General features: G+C 24.7%; 17 protein-coding genes and 4 tRNA genes. 6 read left to right on the forward strand and 15 right to left on the reverse strand.

Annotated features, from left to right (window positions below; genetic code table 11):
* Window positions 1-126: 126 nt before the first annotated feature.
* The 3 genes from D9V73_RS02780 to dapF all read right to left on the reverse strand — a co-directional run bounded on the left by D9V73_RS02780 (window position 127) and on the right by dapF (window position 4,021).
* Window positions 127-1,617 (reverse strand): inorganic phosphate transporter, encoded by a 1,491-nt coding sequence (locus D9V73_RS02780; protein WP_158336747.1) that lies wholly within the window; start codon window positions 1,615-1,617, stop codon window positions 127-129.
* Between the two features lie 208 nt (window positions 1,618-1,825).
* Window positions 1,826-3,037: an MFS transporter gene (locus D9V73_RS02785; RefSeq protein ID WP_158336748.1), complete on the reverse strand. Its 1,212-nt coding sequence runs from the start codon at window positions 3,035-3,037 to the stop codon at window positions 1,826-1,828.
* Window positions 3,038-3,175: 138 nt separating this feature from the next.
* On the reverse strand, window positions 3,176-4,021 hold the full coding sequence (gene dapF, locus D9V73_RS02790) for a diaminopimelate epimerase (protein WP_158336749.1): 846 nt from the start codon (window positions 4,019-4,021) through the stop codon (window positions 3,176-3,178).
* 239 nt (window positions 4,022-4,260) lie between these two features.
* On the opposite strand from dapF, the gene cyaY reads away from it, so the two are divergent.
* The gene (gene cyaY, locus D9V73_RS02795) at window positions 4,261-4,590 is read left to right on the forward strand and encodes an iron donor protein CyaY (RefSeq protein ID WP_158336750.1); all 330 of its coding nucleotides are present in this window, start codon (window positions 4,261-4,263) and stop codon (window positions 4,588-4,590) included.
* Window positions 4,591-4,912: 322 nt separating this feature from the next.
* Here the strand turns inward: cyaY and D9V73_RS02800 are convergent.
* From D9V73_RS02800 to D9V73_RS02840, 9 genes are all read right to left on the reverse strand, one after another.
* Window positions 4,913-4,986: transfer RNA gene (locus D9V73_RS02800), tRNA-Pro, on the reverse strand.
* Window positions 4,987-5,028: 42 nt separating this feature from the next.
* Window positions 5,029-5,101, reverse strand: a tRNA-His gene (locus tag D9V73_RS02805).
* Window positions 5,102-5,128: 27 nt separating this feature from the next.
* Window positions 5,129-5,202, reverse strand: a tRNA-Arg gene (locus D9V73_RS02810).
* Window positions 5,203-5,523: 321 nt separating this feature from the next.
* Window positions 5,524-6,783 (reverse strand): transcription termination factor Rho, encoded by a 1,260-nt coding sequence (rho, locus tag D9V73_RS02815; RefSeq protein WP_158336751.1) that lies wholly within the window; start codon window positions 6,781-6,783, stop codon window positions 5,524-5,526.
* A 228-nt stretch (window positions 6,784-7,011) separates the two neighbouring features.
* Complete coding sequence (gene trxA / locus D9V73_RS02820; protein WP_158336752.1) at window positions 7,012-7,341, reverse strand: thioredoxin TrxA; 330 nt, start codon at window positions 7,339-7,341, stop codon at window positions 7,012-7,014.
* 86 nt (window positions 7,342-7,427) lie between these two features.
* Complete coding sequence (locus D9V73_RS02825; protein WP_158336753.1) at window positions 7,428-9,413, reverse strand: UvrD-helicase domain-containing protein; 1,986 nt, start codon at window positions 9,411-9,413, stop codon at window positions 7,428-7,430.
* A gap of 107 nt (window positions 9,414-9,520) precedes the next feature.
* Window positions 9,521-10,993: a ketol-acid reductoisomerase gene (ilvC, locus tag D9V73_RS02830; protein ID WP_158336754.1), complete on the reverse strand. Its 1,473-nt coding sequence runs from the start codon at window positions 10,991-10,993 to the stop codon at window positions 9,521-9,523.
* Window positions 10,994-11,068: 75 nt separating this feature from the next.
* Window positions 11,069-12,904 carry a dihydroxy-acid dehydratase gene (gene ilvD, locus D9V73_RS02835; RefSeq protein ID WP_158336755.1) on the reverse strand — a complete coding sequence of 612 codons (1,836 nt, stop codon included), beginning with the start codon at window positions 12,902-12,904 and terminating at the stop codon, window positions 11,069-11,071.
* 213 nt (window positions 12,905-13,117) lie between these two features.
* Window positions 13,118-13,190 (reverse strand) — tRNA-Trp (locus D9V73_RS02840).
* Between the two features lie 270 nt (window positions 13,191-13,460).
* Here D9V73_RS02840 and D9V73_RS02845 point away from each other — a divergent pair.
* From D9V73_RS02845 to fdx, 5 genes are all read left to right on the forward strand, one after another.
* Entirely contained in the window at window positions 13,461-14,675 is a 1,215-nt protein-coding gene (locus D9V73_RS02845; protein WP_158336756.1) for an IscS subfamily cysteine desulfurase, read from the forward strand.
* Window positions 14,676-14,706: 31 nt separating this feature from the next.
* The gene (gene iscU, locus D9V73_RS02850; protein WP_158336757.1) at window positions 14,707-15,093 is read left to right on the forward strand and encodes a Fe-S cluster assembly scaffold IscU; all 387 of its coding nucleotides are present in this window, start codon (window positions 14,707-14,709) and stop codon (window positions 15,091-15,093) included.
* A 120-nt stretch (window positions 15,094-15,213) separates the two neighbouring features.
* Complete coding sequence (gene hscB, locus D9V73_RS02855) at window positions 15,214-15,729, forward strand: Fe-S protein assembly co-chaperone HscB (protein WP_187307826.1); 516 nt, start codon at window positions 15,214-15,216, stop codon at window positions 15,727-15,729.
* A gap of 21 nt (window positions 15,730-15,750) precedes the next feature.
* Window positions 15,751-17,268, forward strand: coding sequence for an Hsp70 family protein (locus D9V73_RS02860; protein ID WP_158336759.1), 1,518 nt, complete (start codon window positions 15,751-15,753; stop codon window positions 17,266-17,268).
* A gap of 189 nt (window positions 17,269-17,457) precedes the next feature.
* A complete protein-coding gene (gene fdx / locus D9V73_RS02865) occupies window positions 17,458-17,784 on the forward strand; it encodes an ISC system 2Fe-2S type ferredoxin (protein ID WP_158336760.1) in 327 nt (108 codons plus the stop codon).
* Window positions 17,785-17,926: 142 nt separating this feature from the next.
* On the opposite strand, the gene der is transcribed toward fdx, so the two are convergent.
* The 3 genes from der to D9V73_RS02875 form a co-directional block, all read right to left on the reverse strand.
* Window positions 17,927-19,105: a ribosome biogenesis GTPase Der gene (gene der, locus D9V73_RS02870; RefSeq protein ID WP_261979174.1), complete on the reverse strand. Its 1,179-nt coding sequence runs from the start codon at window positions 19,103-19,105 to the stop codon at window positions 17,927-17,929.
* Between the two features lie 8 nt (window positions 19,106-19,113).
* Complete coding sequence (locus D9V73_RS02970) at window positions 19,114-19,314, reverse strand: GTPase (RefSeq protein ID WP_261979175.1); 201 nt, start codon at window positions 19,312-19,314, stop codon at window positions 19,114-19,116.
* Window positions 19,315-19,461: 147 nt separating this feature from the next.
* Window positions 19,462-19,947: a tetratricopeptide repeat protein gene (locus D9V73_RS02875; RefSeq protein WP_158336761.1), complete on the reverse strand. Its 486-nt coding sequence runs from the start codon at window positions 19,945-19,947 to the stop codon at window positions 19,462-19,464.
* Window positions 19,948-20,197 lie beyond the last annotated feature (250 nt).

Here is a 20,197-nt window from a genome sequence, read left to right on the forward strand (position 1 = left end):
TAAATATATATTATAACAATCTAATAACTATATAATACTTTTAAGACAATGTTAAAACAAAATACTTACCTAATTTTATATAACAATAAAATATATATGTTTTAAAATTAATTAATTTAATTAACGTTAATTAATCAATTTTAAACTAATCCAATACAAGCCACCAGATAATACAATAGAAACAGGAAACGTTAATACCCAAACAATAATTATATTTTTTATTGTTTGTGTTTGTATTTCATCTCCATTAATTAAAATAGTACCAGCAATAGAAGATGAAATGATATGAGTTGTCGATACTGGAATTCCTGTATAACTAGCCGTACTGATAGATATGGCAGCGGTTAATTGAGATGATATAGCTTGTGCATACGTCATTTTTTTCTTTCCAATTTTCTCTCCAAATGTCGTTACTATTCTTCTCCATCCTATTAGAGTTCCAATAGATAATGATAATGCTACTAAAACAATGATCCATATTGGAGCATATTCAATAGTATTTGATAAATTTTTTTTTAACTTGTTTAAAAAATATCTATCTTCAAATTTAATCGAAGAGTATTGATTAATAACATCTATAAATTCAGTTAAATATAATAGAGATTGACGTAACTGATAACGTTGATCAGATTTAAGTTCTTTATAGTCACAAACATTATCTAATAACTTTTGTGAACTATACAAAACATTTAATATATTGGTATCATTGGATTGTGAAAATAACATTAATTTTTTGTTATTTACATGAATTTTCATCATATTTACACTATTTTGTAAATTATTTTTATTATGTAAATAGTATTTCTTCAAATCTAAAATAGAATTTTTAGTTTGATTAATATCACATTTCGATGCATGTAAATTTACGAAATATCCTGATGGAGCAACACATATTAAAATCAACATAATTAGTCCAATTCCTTTTTGCCCATCATTAGCTCCATGTGAATAACTTACTCCCATAGAAGATAAAATTAATATAATTCTAACTAAAAATGGAGGTTTAATACTTTTTTTGCATTGCTTATAAGGTTTAGAAATTGCATTAACAACATAACTATTCTTACTAACTCTCCAAAAATACTTTAAAATTAATACTAAAATACCAGCTAAAATTAATCCTAATATTGGAGAAAAAATTAAAGATAAAAATACACTAAATAGTTTATTAAAATTAAAAACATGCATTATAGAACAATTATTATTTATTGCATAAGTAATATTAATACCAATAATAGCTCCAATTAGCGTATGAGAACTAGACGTGGGCAAACAAAGAAACCATGTACATAAATTCCATAATATAGCAGCTAATAACATAGAAAAAATAGCTTTTAAACCATATATCGAATCAATATTTAGTAATAGATTAATTGAGAGAAGATGTACGATAGTATAAGCTACGCTTAATCCTCCAAAAATAACTCCTAAAAAGTTACATATTCCAGAAAGCATAACGGCTAGTTCTGAACTAAGTGCATGAGTATAAATTACAGTAGCTATAGCATTAGCAGAATCGTGGAAACCATTAATAACTTCATATAATAAAATTAATAAAAGAGAAAAAATAATTAAAAAATTATTATTGTATCCAAAAAAATAAAACAGATATGACATAATCTTGAAACCATTTTAAGAATATAGATTTTTTATTATCTGTGAGAAAAATAGATAGAGAAAGATATAAATATACAATTACTACGAATATTAATATTTATTTTAAAAATAGGATGTTTATCAGTATTATAGTAAAATAATTTTAAACATATCATATAATAATATACATATAACAATCCTCAAAACTAAAAACAATAAAACGTAAAAATTATTTTAATTCATTTGCGTTATCAATTATATAATTTAATTTAATTGCTAGTACTATTCCAATGTATAAAAAAATGATAACCATTGTTGAAATTCCAGTCCATTTTCCTATCGTCCAAAAAATACCACTTATTGTACCTAAGATACTAGATCCTAAGTAATATGAAAATAAATAAATAGATGAAGTATAACCCCGATTATTTCTTGCTTGCTGACCTATACATGTACTAGTTACTGAATGTGCTGCAAAAAATCCAGCTGAAAATAAAAACAACCCTAAAAATATTATAATTATTCTGTTCCATTGTGAAATAATCAAACCAACTATCATTATAACTAAAGAAATTATCAGCATTCTACCTTCACCATACTTTTCAATCAGGATTCCAGCTTTAGGAGAGCTATATACCCCTATTAAGTAAACAATAGACAATATTCCTATAGTTTCTTGGCTTACAAAAAATGGTTCTAATAACAATCTATATCCCACATAATTAAAGACTGTTATAAAACTACCCATTAAAAAAAATCCCATTAAAAATAATTTAGATACAATAGGATGTTTCCATTGTGCTATGAAATAAGTAAAAATTTTTTTAGGATGTAAAGCAATAGAATGAAAATTCTTAGAACTTGGTAATAAATATAAAAACAATATTGCAAAAACAAATGCTAAAATACTAATCCATTCTAATGAAATTTTCCATGAAAATTTTTCTGCTAATATGCTACTCAAAATTCTGCCAGAAAAACCACCAATAGTATTTCCACTAATATATAGTCCCATCGAAAATGATAAAGTATTAGGATGAATTTCTTCACTAAGATATGTCATAGCTACTGCTGCAACTCCACTTAACGCTAATCCCGTTAGTGCTCTCATAAATATAATATGTTCCCAACTATTCATTTTTGAACAACAAAAGGTAAAAAAAGCTGCTAAAAACAAGGAACTAGACATAACCTTTTTTCTTCCAATTTTATCTGATAATGGACCTGTAAACAGCATTCCTATTGCCATCATAGCAGTAGAAGATGACAAAGATAAACTGCTCTGAGCTGGACTTAAAGAAAAATTTTGAGATAACACAAACAAAATAGGTTGAACACAATATAAAATAGAAAATGTTGCAAAACCTGCTAGAAATAAAGAAATTGTTACTGCTATAAATTTTTTTGTTCCTTTTTCTATATAATATTTTTTATTCTGCATGCTGCCCTTTATTCTTCTATTTATGAATATTATTATAATTGTTATAATGATCTTTTTTAAAGATATTGACTTAACTACATAAAAAAATATTTATTCATTAAATGTTATAACTGTATTTATTAAATATTTAAAATGATACTACAAATAAAAATATCCATCATAAACATGTCTTGCTGAGCCTGTCATATATAATTTTTCTAGATTTCCATTCCATTTGATTTTTAAGTCTCCTCCTAATAAACTGACTTTTACTTCGTTTAATAACATTTTTTCTTTAATTCCAATTGCAACAGCAGCACAAGCACCACTACCACATGATCGTGTCTCTCCTACTCCTCTTTCATATACTCGAAGAGAAATATGTGTTTCAGATATCAATTCCATAAAACCAACATTAGTACCTTCAGGAAATAATATATGATTGCTCAAAATAAATCCGATTTTTTTTACTGGATAACGTTTTATATTTTTTTCGATAATAATACAATGTGGATTACCTATCGATACAACGTAATATTTTATGATTTTTCCTAAAATCAATGCAGAATAATATTTCTGCATATTAAGACTTGAGTAAGGAATATACTTTGGTTCAAAAACAGGAATACCCATATCTACACAAATATCTCTATTTTTTAATATATACAAAATAATTATTCTATTTTTAGTACTAACATTAATAACTTTTTTTTTAGTAAGTTTTTTTAATGTTATAAATAATGCTAAACATCGAGCACCATTTCCACATTGCGATACTTCAGAACCATTCGAATTAAAAATGCGATAGTGAAAATCAATATTTTCTTGTTTTGAACATTCTAATAATAATAATTGATCAAATCCAATTCCTGTATGTCGATGAGATAAATCTTGTATTATTTTAGACGTAAGGAAAAAATTGTTTTTTATATTGTTTAAAACTATAAAATCGTTTTCTAAACCGTGCATTTTAGAAAAGCAGATTTTTCTTTTAGATAAGCTCATATTTTAATTGGTCTTCATATTATATATGAATAAATTGTACTATTTTGAAATCAAAATTCAATTATAATTTATAATATATTACTTTACATCCTATATTATAGAAATAATATTTTCGACAGCGCTGTTTTATATTTACATAAAAATATGAATTACAAATTATTCTTGTAAACTGTCTATAATAATATTATGGTTATACCTTAATAAAATTTGAAATGATGTTAAAATAAAGAACAACTTCAATGAATAATTATAATTTTCATAAATTAGCTGACAAATTATTTTTAAAAATAGAAAAAGAAATTGATAGATACTGTGGAAAGGAAGACATTGATTGTGAAATACACTACAATATGATAACAATAGATCTTAATAACAAAAATAAAATAATTATTAATCGACAAGAAGCACTACATCAAATTTGGTTAGCTACTAAAAATTGTGGATATCATTTTTCATATATACAAAAACAATGGATATGTAACCGTACTAAAAAAAATTTTTGGGACATTCTAGAACAATCATGTTCAAAACAAACTAATAGTAATATAGTTTTTTCTGTAAATAGATAATAATATAAATATTAATAATTGATCTAATATAATAAACTTTTAATAACTGAATAACGTAAATTCATTAATGAATCATTTTAAAGTATAATTTTATGATTAATATCACCTATTAATATATAATTAATACCATTTAAAGTATTTTAGTAATTAAATTATTATACAAAAAAATCATAAAACAATTTTATAAATAATTTAAATTATACACATTTTACATAAAATTATTGTTCAATGGCTATTTTATAAATTAAAAAATAGAAATTAACTTATAACAATATTATGAATTAAAAAAAAGAAAAAATGTTTTATTTTAGATATATTTATTTCGGTGAGAGAGGATTTGAACCTCTGACCTACTGGTCCCAAACCAGTTGCGCTGCCAAACTGCGCTACTCACCGATAACAAATTCTAAATAAAAATAAGTTAACGTACAATTTTTGGGTGACCAATGGGGATCGAACCCATGACATCTGGAATCACAATCCAGGACTCTACCAGCTGAGCTATGGCCACCATATTTAATAAAACTATACTTTTTTATGCGTTCGTCAGGATTTGAACCTGAGACTTCTACCTTCGGAGGGTAGCGCTCTATCCAGCTGAGCTACGAACGCTTTATATAAATACTATAATCTTTATATTATGAGTATTTTTTTATAATGTCTAGTGTTTTTTAAAAGTAATTAATTATTTCACTGTTATACTTTCATGAAACTCCGAATTTCTTAAAGTATATAGAAGTATTAAATATATTATTTAAAAAATAATTACAAAATGATTATAAACATAATATTTTCCATATAGTTTTTATGATGTAATATTTTCTATATAAGTATCACAATGTTTATTAGGAAAATTTTAATTTAAATCTTGAATAGAAAACACTTAATTATATTTATTTCAATAATAGTAATAAACTATTGAAACAAAAACAATCATGAACGTTTCATCATATCAAAAAATTCATAATTAGTTTTAGTCATAGCCAATTTATTTATTAGAAATTCCATAGCATCGATTTCACTCATTGGATGAATGATTTTTCTTAAAATCCACATTTTTTGTAATTCATCAGGTTGAGTTAGTAATTCTTCTTTTCTTGTTCCTGATCGATTATAATCAATAGCTGGAAAAACTCGTTTTTCTGCTATTTTTCTTGATAATGGTAATTCCATATTACCCGTTCCTTTAAATTCTTCATAAATTACTTCGTCCATTTTTGAACCTGTGTCAATCAATGCCGTTGCTATAATAGTTAAACTACCGCCTTCTTCTACATTACGTGCAGCTCCAAAAAATCGTTTTGGTCTATGCAATGCATTCGCATCAACTCCACCTGTTAATACTTTTCCTGATGATGGAACTACTGTATTATAAGCTCGTGCTAATCTTGTAATAGAATCTAATAATATAATAACATCTTTTTTGTGTTCTACTAATCTTTTTGCTTTTTCAATTACCATTTCTGCTACTTGAACATGTCTAGAAGCTGGTTCATCGAATGTAGAAGCTACTACTTCTCCTTTAACTAATCTACACATTTCAGTTACTTCTTCTGGTCTTTCATCTATGAGTAAAACCATTAATACACAATCAGGATGATTATAAGCGATACTTTGTGCTATATTTTGTAAAAGCATTGTTTTACCAGCCTTTGGTGGTGCAACAATTAAACCTCTTTGACCTCTTCCAATAGGTGATGCTAAATCTAATACTCGAGCTGTTAAATCTTCAGTAGAACCATTGCCTCTTTCCATTCTCAAACGAGAATTAGCATGTAAAGGAGTTAAGTTTTCAAATAAAATTTTACTTCTAGCATTTTCTGGTTTATCATAATTTACTTCATTAACTTTTAACAGAGCAAAATATCTTTCACCTTCTTTAGGAGGGCGAATTTTTCCAGAAATAGTATCACCGGTTCGTAAATTAAATCGTCTAATTTGACTAGGAGATACATAAATATCGTCGGGTCCAGCTAAATACGAGCTATCAGAAGAACGCAAAAAACCAAATCCATCTTGTAAAATTTCTAATACTCCATCTCCAAATATGTCTTCTCCACTTTTTGCATGTTGTTTTAATATAGAAAAAATGATATCTTGTTTTCTCATACGTGCTAAATTTTCTAGTCCTGCATTATCGCCAAGAACAATTAATTCAGAGACTGGTATATTTTTCAATGCAGTAAGATTCATAATGATAGGTTCTTAGTAAAATCAGAGTCAATCTCGGGATGATTTTTGATAGATACAATAAAATAATCAATACAGGTTTTAATTAATTCTTATAATATTTATATACTATTTAACTAACAATATTTTTAAAGTAAAGTAACATTTAATACTACCACATTGGTAGTATTAAATCTATTATTTTTAAAAAGTTTTAATATTTTCAATAAAAAAGTAAATATAATTTCTAACTTATTTTAAATTGGTATCTAGAAACAATTTTAACTGCAGTTTAGACAAAGCACCAATTTTAGTTGCTATTAATTCACCTTCTTTAAATAATAGTAATGCAGGAATACCTCTGATAGAATATTTTGGGGCAGTATTAGGATTAGAATCAATATTTATTTTAGCTACAACTATTTTATTATTATATTCTAAAGAAATTTCTTCTAAAATAGGTGCTAAAATCTTACATGGATTACACCAATCTGCCCAAAAATCAACTAATATTGTTCTATTTGACTCTAAAACACTTTTGTTAAAGTTATCATCAGTTAAATTAATTACATTTCCTTTCATATTTATCTCTAATAGAAGTTACTATTCGTAAAATAAAATTTGTTTTAACGAAATATAAATAGTTTATATATTTAAATATGATATATCTACTTTAAACACTTACGTACGTTTTTAATGTACATTAACTGTTTTTCAGTGAAAATATTGACTTTTGTTTTTATATTATATGTATTCCAAAATAAATCGTTTCTTGGTAATTCTAATAAAAACCGACTAGGTTTAGTATAGATTAATTCTCCATATTGACACCGAATATTAGAATAACTAAGAAACAACTCTTTTTTTGCTCTAGTAATCCCTACATAAGCTAATCGTCGCTCTTCATCAACGTTACTATTAATAGAACTATAATGTGGTAGAATCCCTTCTTCCATTCCTATTATAAATACGTACGAAAATTCTAATCCTTTAGAAGCATGTAATGTCATTAATTGAACTTTATTACTATTTAGTTCTGTATTATTTAAATCATTTTGAAGAATGAATTGTGTGATAATATCTGACAAAATAGTAGACTTATCTTTATTTTTATCCACTAATTCAGAAATCCAATTTAATAATATATACACATTTTTAATACTTGTTTCGCATAATTTTTTATTTTTTATACTTTTAAGCAACCAAGCTTCATATTTTATACTAGATATAAAGTTATTTAACGCCAACATAGGTTGAGCATAAATATCTTTTCTTAATTTTTTTATTAATGTTATAAATTTTTTTAATGTGTTAAAACTACGATTTGTTAAAATAAATTGTAATCCAATATCATTACTAGAATCAAATAAACTTTTTTTTCTAATTTTACTCCATTCTTTTAACTTATTAATAGTGATATTACCTATTCCTCTAGGAGGCTTATTTATTATTTTTAAAAAAGCTATATCATCATTTGGATTTAATATTAATTTTAAATATGCTAATAAATCTTTAATTTCAGGTCTTAAAAAAAATGACGAATTAGTTACAACATAATACGGAATTTTTGAATTTAGCAACATTTTTTCAAATATTTTGGCTTGGTAATTATTTCGATATAGTATAGCATAATCTTGATATTCTGTTTTATTTAAAGACTTATGAGCTAAAATATTTTTTAGCACTAATCTAGCTTCTTCTTCTTCGTTTTTAGCAGATATTATATTTATACTCGGACCATATTCTAAGTTAGAAAATAGTTCTTTTTTAAAAAAATGAGGATTATTTTTTATTAATATATTAGCTACTCTTAAAATTCTACCAGAAGAACGATAATTATGTTCCAATTTTATTACATTTAATTTTGGATAATCTTTTTTTAATAAGGAAAAATTATGTGTTCTAGCTCCTCTCCAAGAATAAATTGATTGATCATCATCTCCAACTAAAGTAAAATTAATATTATCTGTATTTAATAATTTTATTAATTCATATTGAATTAAATTAGTATCTTGGTACTCATCAACCAACAAATATTTAATGTGATTTTCCCATTTTTTCCTTAAGGTTGCATTATTTTTCAGTAATAATGTAGGCAAAAAAACTAAATCATCAAAATCTAACGTATTGCATGATTTAAGATAAGATTGATATAATTTATAATAATAAGCACAATTTTTTTCTAAAACAGATTTAGCATGTTTTGTTGCATCACAAGCATTTATTAATTTATTTTTCCAATTTGAAATGATTATACGAATCGTTTTCAAAAATGTTTTGTCTTTCTTTTTAGTAATATGTTTCAAAGCAGACATTTGATCGTGTTCATCAAAAATTGAAAAATTAGATTTAATATTTAAATGACATAATTCGGATTTAATAATTTTTAAACCTAATGAGTGAAAGGTAGAAATAGTAATTTTTTTTATGATGCTACAAGGTAACTGATGAGCAATCCTGCTCTTCATTTCTTTAGCTGATTTATTTGTAAATGTAACAGCAAAAATATTATTTGGATTAAAATGACATTTTTTTATTAAATAAACAATTTTTTTAATAATCACTTGTGTTTTTCCTGATCCTGCTCCAGCTAAAATTAAGCAAGGACCAGAAATACAGTGAACGGCTTTTTTTTGATTAACATTTAAGTCCATATTAAAATGTGCAATATTATATTTTATTTATCAATAAAGTATTATAACATTATTTTTATCGTTAAATATAACAATTCTAATACTATTTTATATACAATAAAATAGTATTATTTGGTTTTAATAGGTACCATACTAGTCATATATTGTCTTAATTTTTTTCCAATAATCTCTATAGGATGACTTTCAATCTTGGCATTAACTTTATATAAAGTTATGTTATCTAATTCTGAAGTAGAAATTTTGTTACCAAGATCACCAGGTTGTAATTCATTCATAAATTTTTGAAGTAATGGTATAGCTGCATGCGAAAAAAGATAACTTCCATATTCAGCAGTATCCGATATTACCAAATTCATTTCATACAAACGCTGTCTAGAAATAGTATTAGCTATTAAAGGTAATTCATGTAATGATTCATAATACGCTGATTCTTCTTTAATTCCTGTTTCAATCATAATTTCAAATGATAACTCAATGCCTGCTTTTAATATTGCTACCATTAATAATCCATTATCAAAATATTCTTGTTCTGGTATTTGTTTGTAATAGATATTACATTTCTCAAAATCAGTATTTTGTATTTCTGTTCTCCATTCTTTTAATTGTTGATCATTATTTTTCCAATCGAACATCATATTTTTAGAAAATTCTCCTGAAATAATATCGTCCATATGTTTCCTAAACAACGGAAAAAATATTTTTTTTAACTTTTTAGAAAGAAAACATGCTCTAATTTTAGCAGTATTAGACAATCGATCTAACATTAATGTGATTCCACCATGTTTTACTGATTCAGTAATAACTTCCCATCCTGTTTGAATCAATTTACCTGCATAACTTGAATTAACTCCCTGAAAAATAAGTTGGTTATAAAGAACTAAAGAACTTGCTTGCAACATTCCGCATAAAATAGTTTGCTCACCCATTAAATCTGATTTAACTTCTGCTATAAATGAAGAGTATAAAATTCCTGCATGATGACTTCCAATTGAAATAGCCCATGATTTTGCAATTTGAAATCCAATATCATGTGGATTATTATCAGAATGTACTGCAATTAATGCAGGAACCCCAAAACCTCGTTTATATTCTTCTCTTACCTCTGTTCCTGGACATTTTGGAGCAACCATAATAACTGTAATATCATTTCGTATTAATTGTCCTACTTCAACAATATTAAACCCATGCGAAAAACCCAGAACTGAATTAGGTTTCATAAATTTTTGTAATACATTCACTACTTGTTCATGCTGTTTATCAGGAGTTAAATTTATAACTAAATCTGCTGTAGGAATGATATTTTCATATGTTCCTACGAAAAAACCATTACTAGTTGCATTTATCCATGATTGATTTTTATTAAAGATAGAATCATCACGTAACGCATAAGAAATATTTAAACCTGAATCACGCATATTTAATCCTTGATTTAAACCTTGCGATCCACATCCCACAATAACAATATTTTTTCCTTTTAAAACATTATTTTTTTCAGAAAGAAATTGTTTATCTATTAATTTACATTTTTGCAAATTAATTAATTTTTGACGAAAATTAAGTGAGTTAAAATAATTTTTCATAAATAGTCCAATTTTAAATAAAATAATTGTACGTTAAAACTATTAAAATAATTTTTTATATAATAAATTTTAAAATCATATTTTTCTGACTGCTCCTTGATCAGCGCTCATTGCAAAAAATGCGTACATTTTTAACGCAGGAGATACATAACGCTGACGATACAAAGGAGTATAAGATAATGATCCTTTTTTATTTTCATTTTCAATTCTTAATAATAATTCATCATTAGTAATATCTAAATGTATAATACGATCAGGAATATTAATATTAATGCAATCATTATTCTTAATTAAAGCAATATTACCTTTGCTAGCTGCTTCAGGTGAAATGTGTCCTATTGATAAACCCGAAGTCCCCCCAGAAAATCGCCCATCTGTTATTAAAGCACAATGTTGATCTAATCCCATTGATTTTAGATAAGTAGTTGGGTATAACATTTCTTGCATACCAGGACCACCTTTAGGTCCTTCATAACGTATTACTATTACATGACCTTTTTGTATTTTACCTTCTAAAATTGCTTTAACTGCATCTTCTTGACTTTCAAATACTATAGCATTACCTGTAAATATTAAATTATCTTTTTTTACTCCAGCGGTTTTAACAACACAACCATTTTTTGCAATATTTCCATATAATATAGCTAATCCTCCATCATTACTAAAAGCAAATTCGTAAGATCTAATACATCCTTTTTGACGATCTTTATCAAGCTTAGGCCACCTATATGATTGTGTAAATGGTATAATAGTCTTTTTTCCGAATGGTCCAGCACGATACATATTAATTATGTTTTTATCTTTTGTTGTTAAAATATCGTATATATTTAATGTTGTTTCTAAATTTAATCCCAATACATTATTTATATTTTTGTTTAGTAAATTAATACGATTTAATTCTGCTAGCAGACCCATAACTCCACCAGCTCGATGAAAATCTTCCATATGATATGTAGTACTATTAGGAGAAATTTTACATAAATGAGGTACTTTTTTAGATAAACTATCAATATCTGAGATTGTAAAATCAATATTACCTTCTTTAGCAATTGCTAACAAATGTAATATAGTATTCGTTGATCCTCCCATAGCAATGTCTAAAGACATAGCGTTTAAGAAAGATTGTCTTGAAGCAATATTCCGAGGCAATAAATTTTCATTATTATTTTTATAATAATCTTCAGTAATTTTGACTATTAATCTTCCTGCTTGAATAAATAACTTTTTTCTATCTACATGAGTTGCTAACAATGTACCATTACCGGGTAATGATAAACCTAACGCTTCAGTTAAACAATTCATAGAATTAGCAGTAAATAAACCAGAACAAGAACCACAAGTAGGACAAGAAGAATCTTCAATTTGACTAACTAAATCATCAGAAGAATTAGGATCTACACTGTATTTTATAGCATCTATTAAATCTATTTTTATTTCTTTTTCATTTATAAAAATTTTTCCAGATTCCATAGGACCACCGGAAATAAATATACACGGTATATTTAAGCGTAATGCTGCCATTAACATTCCTGGTGTAATTTTATCGCAATTAGAAATACAAATCATGGCATCTGCACAATGAGCATTAATCATGTATTCTATAGAATCTGCTATTAATTCACGAGATGGAAGAGAATAAAGCATACCAGAATGGCCCATAGCAATTCCATCATCTATAGCAATTGTATTAAATTCTTTAGCAACTCCTCCTGTTAATTTAATTTCACTTGAAATGAGCTTACCTAAATTTCTTAAATGAATATGACCTGGAACAAATTCAGTAAAAGAATTAACAACAGCAATGATTGGTTTTTTAAAATCTAAATCTGTCATTCCTGTAGCTTTCCATAATGATCTTGCTCCTGCCATGTTACGTCCTTGAGTAGTTGTTGAAGAACGATATTTTGGCATTATTTTCCCTTAAAAAAGATGATACATTTAAAAATATAAAATCATTATTTACATTTTTAATATAAATTTTTATAAAAATTGATTTATTTTAAAGAAAGGATATATGGTAATTATATATTCGAATAGTAATTTAAAAGTACAAATATAAATGAATTTAAAATGAATAAAGTAGTATGTTCCTATTATTAATAACAAAAAATTTATAAATTATTTCAGGGGCGAAGGGAATTGAACCCCTAACTTTCGGTTTTGGAGACCGATGCTCTACCAATTGAACTACACCCCTAGTTCTTTAAATCACAATTATAATTAGAAAATAATTATTTTATCAATATACTATTAAATATAGTTCAAGTCTAGTATAAAATTTAATTTATGAATTAAACTTAACTATCTTCTTAAATTGTTTATTATTTATTCTTTCGTAATACTATATATAAAGCGTTTTCTGAAGATATTTTATTTTTGTATAATTAAATTATAATTTAATTTAACAATCGTAAACATGATTGATAAATATAAATGAATTTTATTATTGTAGGTAGAACATATTGTTATGAAACTTCCAATTTATTTAGATTATGCTGCAACTACACCAATGGAACCTCAAGTAATGAAAAAAATGCAACAATTTTTAACATTAGAAGGTACATTTGGAAACCCAGCTTCTCGCTCACATCAATTTGGATGGAAGGCTGAAGAAGCAGTAGATATTGCAAGACATCAAATTTCCGAATTAATTAACGCAGATTTTCGAGAAATAATTTTTACTTCAGGTGCTACTGAATCTAATAATTTAGCAATTAAAGGTGTTTCTGATTTTTATAAAAGAAAAGGAAATCATATTATTACAAGTAAAACAGAACACAAATCAGTATTGGATACTTGTAGATATTTAGAAAATAAGGGAATGCGTGTGACGTATCTTACTCCATTAAAAAATGGAATAATTGATTTATTACAACTAAAAAAAAAGATTTGTAAGAATACTATACTTATTTCTATTATGCATGTGAATAATGAAACTGGTGTAATACAAGATATCAAAAGTATATCTGATATTTGTAAATATTATGGAATTTTGTTTCATGTTGATGCTACTCAAGGCATAGGTAAATTACACATTAATCTTAAAAAATTAAAAATAGATTTAATGTCTTTTTCTGCTCATAAAATTTATGGCCCTAAAGGCATTGGAGGATTATATGTGCGACGTAAACCTCGTGTAAGATTATCTGCTCAGATTCATGGAGGAGGACATGAAAGAGGTATGAGATCAGGTACTCTTCCTGTACATCAAATTGTAGGTATGGGCATGGCATATTATCTTGCAAAAAAAAATATCGATAATGATTATTTATATTTAACTAAATTACGAAACGATTTATGGAATGGACTTAAAGATATTGAAGAAGTATATTTAAATAGCAATCTTAATAATGGATCTCCTCATATATTAAATGTTAGTTTTAATTATGTGGAAGGTGAATCCTTAATTATGGCACTAAAAGATATAGCTATATCATCAGGTTCAGCATGTACTTCCGCTAGTTTAGAGCCTTCATATGTATTGCGTGCATTAGGTTTAAAAGATGAACTAGCACACAGTTCTATTCGCTTTTCTATTGGACGTTTTACTACTAAATTAGAAATAGAGTATACTATTAAAATAGTACATACAGCTATTGATCGTTTGAGAAATTTATCACCTTTATGGGAAATGTTTAAATCAGGAATTGATTTGGACACTGTAAAATGGACACATGATTGATTTTAAATAAATATTTAAATAGGAAAACAAAATGACTTATAGTAAAAAAGTATTAGATCACTATGAAAATCCGCGTAATGTTGGTTCATTTTCTAGCTCTGATTCTAATATTGGGAGTGGATTAGTAGGCGCTCCAGCATGTGGAGATGTAATGAAATTGCAAATAAAAGTAGACGATAATGAAATCATAAAAGATGCTTGTTTTAAAACATACGGTTGTGGATCAGCAATTGCTTCTAGTTCTTTAGCTACAGAGTGGATTATAGGTAAATCATTGTCAGAAGCTGAAAATATCAAAAATACAAATATAGCAGAAGAACTAGATTTACCTCCCGTGAAGATACATTGTTCGATTTTAGCGGAAGATGCTATTAAAGCAGCAATTTTAAATTATAGAAATAAAAAAAAAGTTAAATAAAATATTATAAACATTTATTGGATAAATTTATAACACCAAACGTGTTGAAAATTTAAATTTGTTTCAACACGTTTAAAATAGCTAATATATTATTTAAACATTATTTAAATGGGAATATATATGAATTATTTTCAATTATTTAATTTACCACAAGCTTTTGATATTGACATAGAAAAACTTTTATTTCAATTCTATGAACTTCAAAAAAAATATCATCCTGATGCAAACTATAATTCCATAAAACCTGAAAATAATAATATTTTAGAGAAGAGTATATATATAAATAAAGCATATCAAATACTTAAAAATCCATATAAACGTGCTAAATATTTACTGTCATTAAATTTATTTCATTTTAAAGAAGAAAAAAATAATTTATCTGATGAATTATTTTTAAATAAACAACTAAAAATATATGAACAACTAGAAATACTTAAACATCATCCTGAAAGGAAATCAGAACTAAATCAATTATTTGATAAAATAAAATATAAAAAAAATTATTATTTACTAAAATTAGAATTAATGTTTAATAAAAAAAAATGGAAATTAGCAGCAATAACATTATATAAACTATTGTTTTATAAAAAGTTTAAAAAAGTATTAAAAGAATTAATTAAAAAAAATAAATATTGAATAATGTACTAGGAAACAATTATGATAACAATAAAAAGAATTAATAAAAATTCTCAAAAGTTCATAACTCAAGAAAATGATATCATATCCTTTGGAATTGATTTTGGCACTACTTATTCGCTGATAGCTACTGCTAATCTAACAGATGTTGCTATTATTTCCGACAGCAAAAACCGTGCTCTTTTACCTTCAATAGTAAATTATAGTTTTTCTAAACCCATTGTTGGGTGGAAAGCACGAAATATGAGTGTTAATGATCCTATTAATACGATAACATCTATCAAACGTTTCATTGGAAGTTCATTAAAGGAAATTAAAAAATTATATCCTGATTTACCATATAATTTTAAAAGTAATACAAGCGATACTGTTGAATTTATTATAAATAATACTGTATTAAACACTATAGATATATCTAGTCAAATTTTCAACACATTAAAAAATCGAATAATTACTTTGTTTGGCCAAAAAATAAATAGAGTGGTAATTACTGTTCCAGCAAATTTTAATGATACACAAAGACAAGAAATAAAAAAATCAGCACAATTAGCAAATTTAAATGTATTACGTTTATTAAACGAACCCACTGCAGCTGCAATTGCATATGGATTACACCTTAAAAAAAAAGGAATTATTGCAATATACGATTTAGGTGGAGGAACATTTGATATCTCTATATTAAATTTACATAATAGAGTATTTGAAGTATTATCTACTTCTGGAAGCATGAATCTAGGAGGAGATGATATTGATTATTTATTATTAAAATATATTAAAAATAAAATAATACCATTACATTCAGATGATTTATCACTTCAAAAAGAATTATTAAATCTTGCTCAATCAATTAAAATTCAGTTAAGTTTTAAACATTATGTTACTACTATATTTAAATCACATAGTTTTTGTATTACACGAATGGAATTTAATAATGTCATTCAACCTATAGTTTTAAAAACATTAAATATTTGTAAACATGTTATACATGATGCTAAAATTTCTATAGAAAATATAGATCATGTTATTTTAGTAGGAGGTTCAACGTATATTCCTATAATAAGACAGCGTGTTATGGAATATTTTAAGAAAAATCCTTTATTTTCAATTAATCCAGATGAAGTCGTAGTTGCAGGGAGTGCTATTCAAGCAAATATGTTAACTAAAAAAAACAAAGTAAATAATATAATATTATTAGATGTTATTTCTCAATCATTAGGAATTGAAGTAATGGGTAATATAGTTGAAAAAATTATTTATAAAAATACTAAAATTCCTATTTCACAAACAAGAGAGTTTACAACATTCAAAGATAATCAAAAATCTATACTTATTCATATTGTACAAGGTGAAGAAAGTTCAGTATTCAAATGTAAATCATTATCTCGATTTGTTTTAAAAAATATCCCAGAAAAACCAGCTGGAAAAGTAATTGTTATTGTAAAATTTCAGATAGATGTTGATGGATTATTATCTATTACTGCTAAAATAAAATCAACAAAAATTGAGCAAAAAATATTTATTGATTCTAATTATACATGAAATAAATTAATAATTATCAAATATTTATATTTAATAATTTTAACCTATTAATTTTAAATAAAATATTTATTTATATTAGATGGTTTATTATGAAAACATTTTGTGCTATTTTTATAAATTGTTGTATCAAAAAATTTTTTAATATACATTTGATAATAATTAATTTTATTAAAAAAATGAGATTATATTATGCCAAAAATTACGTTTTTGCCTCATAAAATATTATTACCAAAGGGTGGAATATTCTATGCTAAAAAAGGGGAAACAATTTTAGAAGTTGCTTTAAAAAATAACATAAATATTGAACACTCTTGCAATAGAGCTTGTATATGTACTACATGCCATTGTTTCGTAAAAAAAGGATATTTTTCTTTATCAGCTTGTCAAGAAGAAGAAGAGGATATCCTTGATAAAGCATGGGGAGTTCAGTTAGATAGTAGACTTAGTTGTCAAGCTAAAATTAAAGATCATGATATAGAAGTTGAAATTCCTATATATACTATAAATCAATTTTAATATTTTTTTAACTCAATTCATTTTTTATGAAATATAAATTATAATTTTAATAGACTTTGTTTTAAAAGATATATTGTATAAAATATAGTTTTTACAGATATATCGTAATTTTTTACAATATTTGTTAAAATATTTAATAAAATTATTGTTTTGAAATTGATTTTGAAAATGGATTATTATTATTTTTAAAATAAAAATGTATGGGATTACCTTGTATTTTAAGATGTTTGATAAAATGGTTAGAAAGATATTTTTTATAAGAATTTGAAAGGTTACCTAATTTATTTCCATGTATAATAATAGTTAATGGATTTCTTTGTCCTAAATGTGCATATTTTAATTTTGTTCTATGTCCTTGTATAATAGGTGGTTGGTGTTTATCTACTGCTAACTTCATAATTTTAGTTAATTTAAAGGAATTTATTTGTTGTATAGAATGTTTAAAAATTTTATTAATAGAAATAAATAATTTGTCTATTCCTAATTTATTAGTAGCAGAGATGAAATGAACTTTTCCAATATTCATTATTTTTAATTTTTTTGAGCATATGATTTTTTCTTTGTCATGTTTAGATATTTTATCATATTTATTAAATACTATCATAATTCCACAACCCTGATTAATTATATAATTAAATAATATTATATCTTGATCAGATATTACTTCTGTGGCATCTAACATTAATATAATTATATTAGCTAATTTTATGACATGTAATGCTTGTTTAACAGAATTTTTTTCTATTTTATTAGTAATTTTGTTTTTTTTTCTTATTCCTGCTGTATCAATAAAAATATAGTTATTATTTTTATATGAAGTAATATTCCAAACGACATCTCTGGTAGTACCAGGCATATTGTCTGTAATCATTCTTTTTTCGTTAAGAATGCTATTTATTAAAGTAGATTTTCCTACGTTTGGCTTTCCAATAATGGCTATTTTAATAGTATTGATATCTTCTTTAAATCGAAAGTGATCTTGTTCTTTTTTAAAAAGAATAGGATATAAAGAGTTTTTGTAATTTTTTTGTAAAGTTTTTGATAGTATAGTTGTAAAATATTTTTTTATTAAAATTGTTATTCCTATTCCATTAGTAGCTGAAATTGCATGGATATTTTTAAATCCTAATGAATAAAATTCCGATGTGCTTAACTCAATTTTTAATCCATCTATTTTATTAACTAATACTAGTATGTTTTTTTTGTATTTTCTAATTTTTTTAGCAATATCTAGATCTTCACTTACTAATCCATCGCGAGCACTAACTAAAAAACAAATTAAATCAGCTTCTTTAACAGATAATATAACTTGTTCTAACATTTTTTTATTTAATTTTTTTTTTTGTTGTTTATTCCAGCTGTATCGACAATTATTATTGTATTTTTTTTTATTGTTAAGCATCCATATTTACGATCTCGAGTAACTTCTGATGCATTTGATACTAATGCGTTACGTGTTTGAGTTAATTTATTAAATAAAGTAGATTTTCCAACATTAGTTCTTCCAATTAATGTAATTAAAGAAAACATGATAATCACCTTGTAATTTTATATTAAATATTATTAATTACTAATTTTTATATTTAAATTATTAAATTTTATATTTATTATTTAATGTTCTATTTTTAAAATATGTGCTGTATTTTTAGTACGAAAAATTTTTTGATATTTTATAAATTATAAATTTTTTCTTTTAAAATCATTTTTAATGTTATTCCAAGAACTATCAGTAATACGATTAATAGTTTTTATAGTTTCTAGTTTATTACCTAGTTGAAACTGTATTTTAGCAATATTTAATATGATTATATTTAGAATATTAGAATCTAATGTATGTTTTAGACTATATTTTAACACTAATAAAGCATTACTTAGTTCTTTATTGTTTACATATATTTTAGACAAATATAAAGATGCTAAAGAACTATATATATTATTTTGGTTATTATTTATAAATTTAATAAGATTATCTATGGATTCTTTATTTTTAATATTACTTGACTGTATTATTTTTTTATAATTTTCTATATCACTATTATTATCTAGACTAAATATATCATAATAAAAAATAAAAAATAAAAAAATCAAAATAAATAGAAATATACTACTTTTTTGAGTGTAATTTAAGTCAGAATTTATTGCTATATGTTTTTTTTTAAACATATTTAAGTATGACCTGCAATTGAATTTCAATAAATCTTATTGTTATTTATAGTATTAATTTATCTGTGCTATTGCAAGTAATTTCATCAAATATTAAAAGTATACAATTAAAGTTTGTCTTTGATATGTGCTGAATTAAGATTTATACCTTATATGCAACTGTGCTTTTGTATATTTGCATATAAATTGTGAAATTTTTTTTGAATAATAATTTTAATAATATATGCTTATATACTTAAATATATTTATA

Origin of the sequence: Buchnera aphidicola (Melaphis rhois) (assembly GCF_005080745.1) — a bacterium.
Lineage (GTDB): Bacteria > Pseudomonadota > Gammaproteobacteria > Enterobacterales > Enterobacteriaceae > Buchnera_B > Buchnera_B aphidicola_AT.

Bases quoted from the DNA above. Each gene is read 5' to 3' on its own strand.
- dapF (WP_158336749.1), bottom strand. From the start codon at position 4,021: ATGAGCTTATCTAAAAGAAAAATCTGCTTTTCTAAAATGCACGGTTTA.
- D9V73_RS02825 (WP_158336753.1), bottom strand. From the start codon at position 9,413: ATGGACTTAAATGTTAATCAAAAAAAAGCCGTTCACTGTATTTCTGGT.
- D9V73_RS02780 (WP_158336747.1), bottom strand. From the start codon at position 1,617: ATGTCATATCTGTTTTATTTTTTTGGATACAATAATAATTTTTTAATT.
- der (WP_261979174.1), bottom strand. From the start codon at position 19,105: ATGTTAGAACAAGTTATATTATCTGTTAAAGAAGCTGATTTAATTTGT.
- D9V73_RS02860 (WP_158336759.1), top strand. From the start codon at position 15,751: ATGATAACAATAAAAAGAATTAATAAAAATTCTCAAAAGTTCATAACT.
- D9V73_RS02875 (WP_158336761.1), bottom strand. From the start codon at position 19,947: ATGTTTAAAAAAAAACATATAGCAATAAATTCTGACTTAAATTACACT.
- D9V73_RS02845 (WP_158336756.1), top strand. From the start codon at position 13,461: ATGAAACTTCCAATTTATTTAGATTATGCTGCAACTACACCAATGGAA.
- D9V73_RS02970 (WP_261979175.1), bottom strand. From the start codon at position 19,314: ATGTTTTCTTTAATTACATTAATTGGAAGAACTAATGTTGGAAAATCT.
- ilvD (WP_158336755.1), bottom strand. From the start codon at position 12,904: ATGCCAAAATATCGTTCTTCAACAACTACTCAAGGACGTAACATGGCA.
- hscB (WP_187307826.1), top strand. From the start codon at position 15,214: ATGAATTATTTTCAATTATTTAATTTACCACAAGCTTTTGATATTGAC.
- trxA (WP_158336752.1), bottom strand. From the start codon at position 7,341: ATGAAAGGAAATGTAATTAATTTAACTGATGATAACTTTAACAAAAGT.
- fdx (WP_158336760.1), top strand. From the start codon at position 17,458: ATGCCAAAAATTACGTTTTTGCCTCATAAAATATTATTACCAAAGGGT.
- ilvC (WP_158336754.1), bottom strand. From the start codon at position 10,993: ATGAAAAATTATTTTAACTCACTTAATTTTCGTCAAAAATTAATTAAT.
- D9V73_RS02785 (WP_158336748.1), bottom strand. From the start codon at position 3,037: ATGCAGAATAAAAAATATTATATAGAAAAAGGAACAAAAAAATTTATA.
- rho (WP_158336751.1), bottom strand. From the start codon at position 6,783: ATGAATCTTACTGCATTGAAAAATATACCAGTCTCTGAATTAATTGTT.
- iscU (WP_158336757.1), top strand. From the start codon at position 14,707: ATGACTTATAGTAAAAAAGTATTAGATCACTATGAAAATCCGCGTAAT.
- cyaY (WP_158336750.1), top strand. From the start codon at position 4,261: ATGAATAATTATAATTTTCATAAATTAGCTGACAAATTATTTTTAAAA.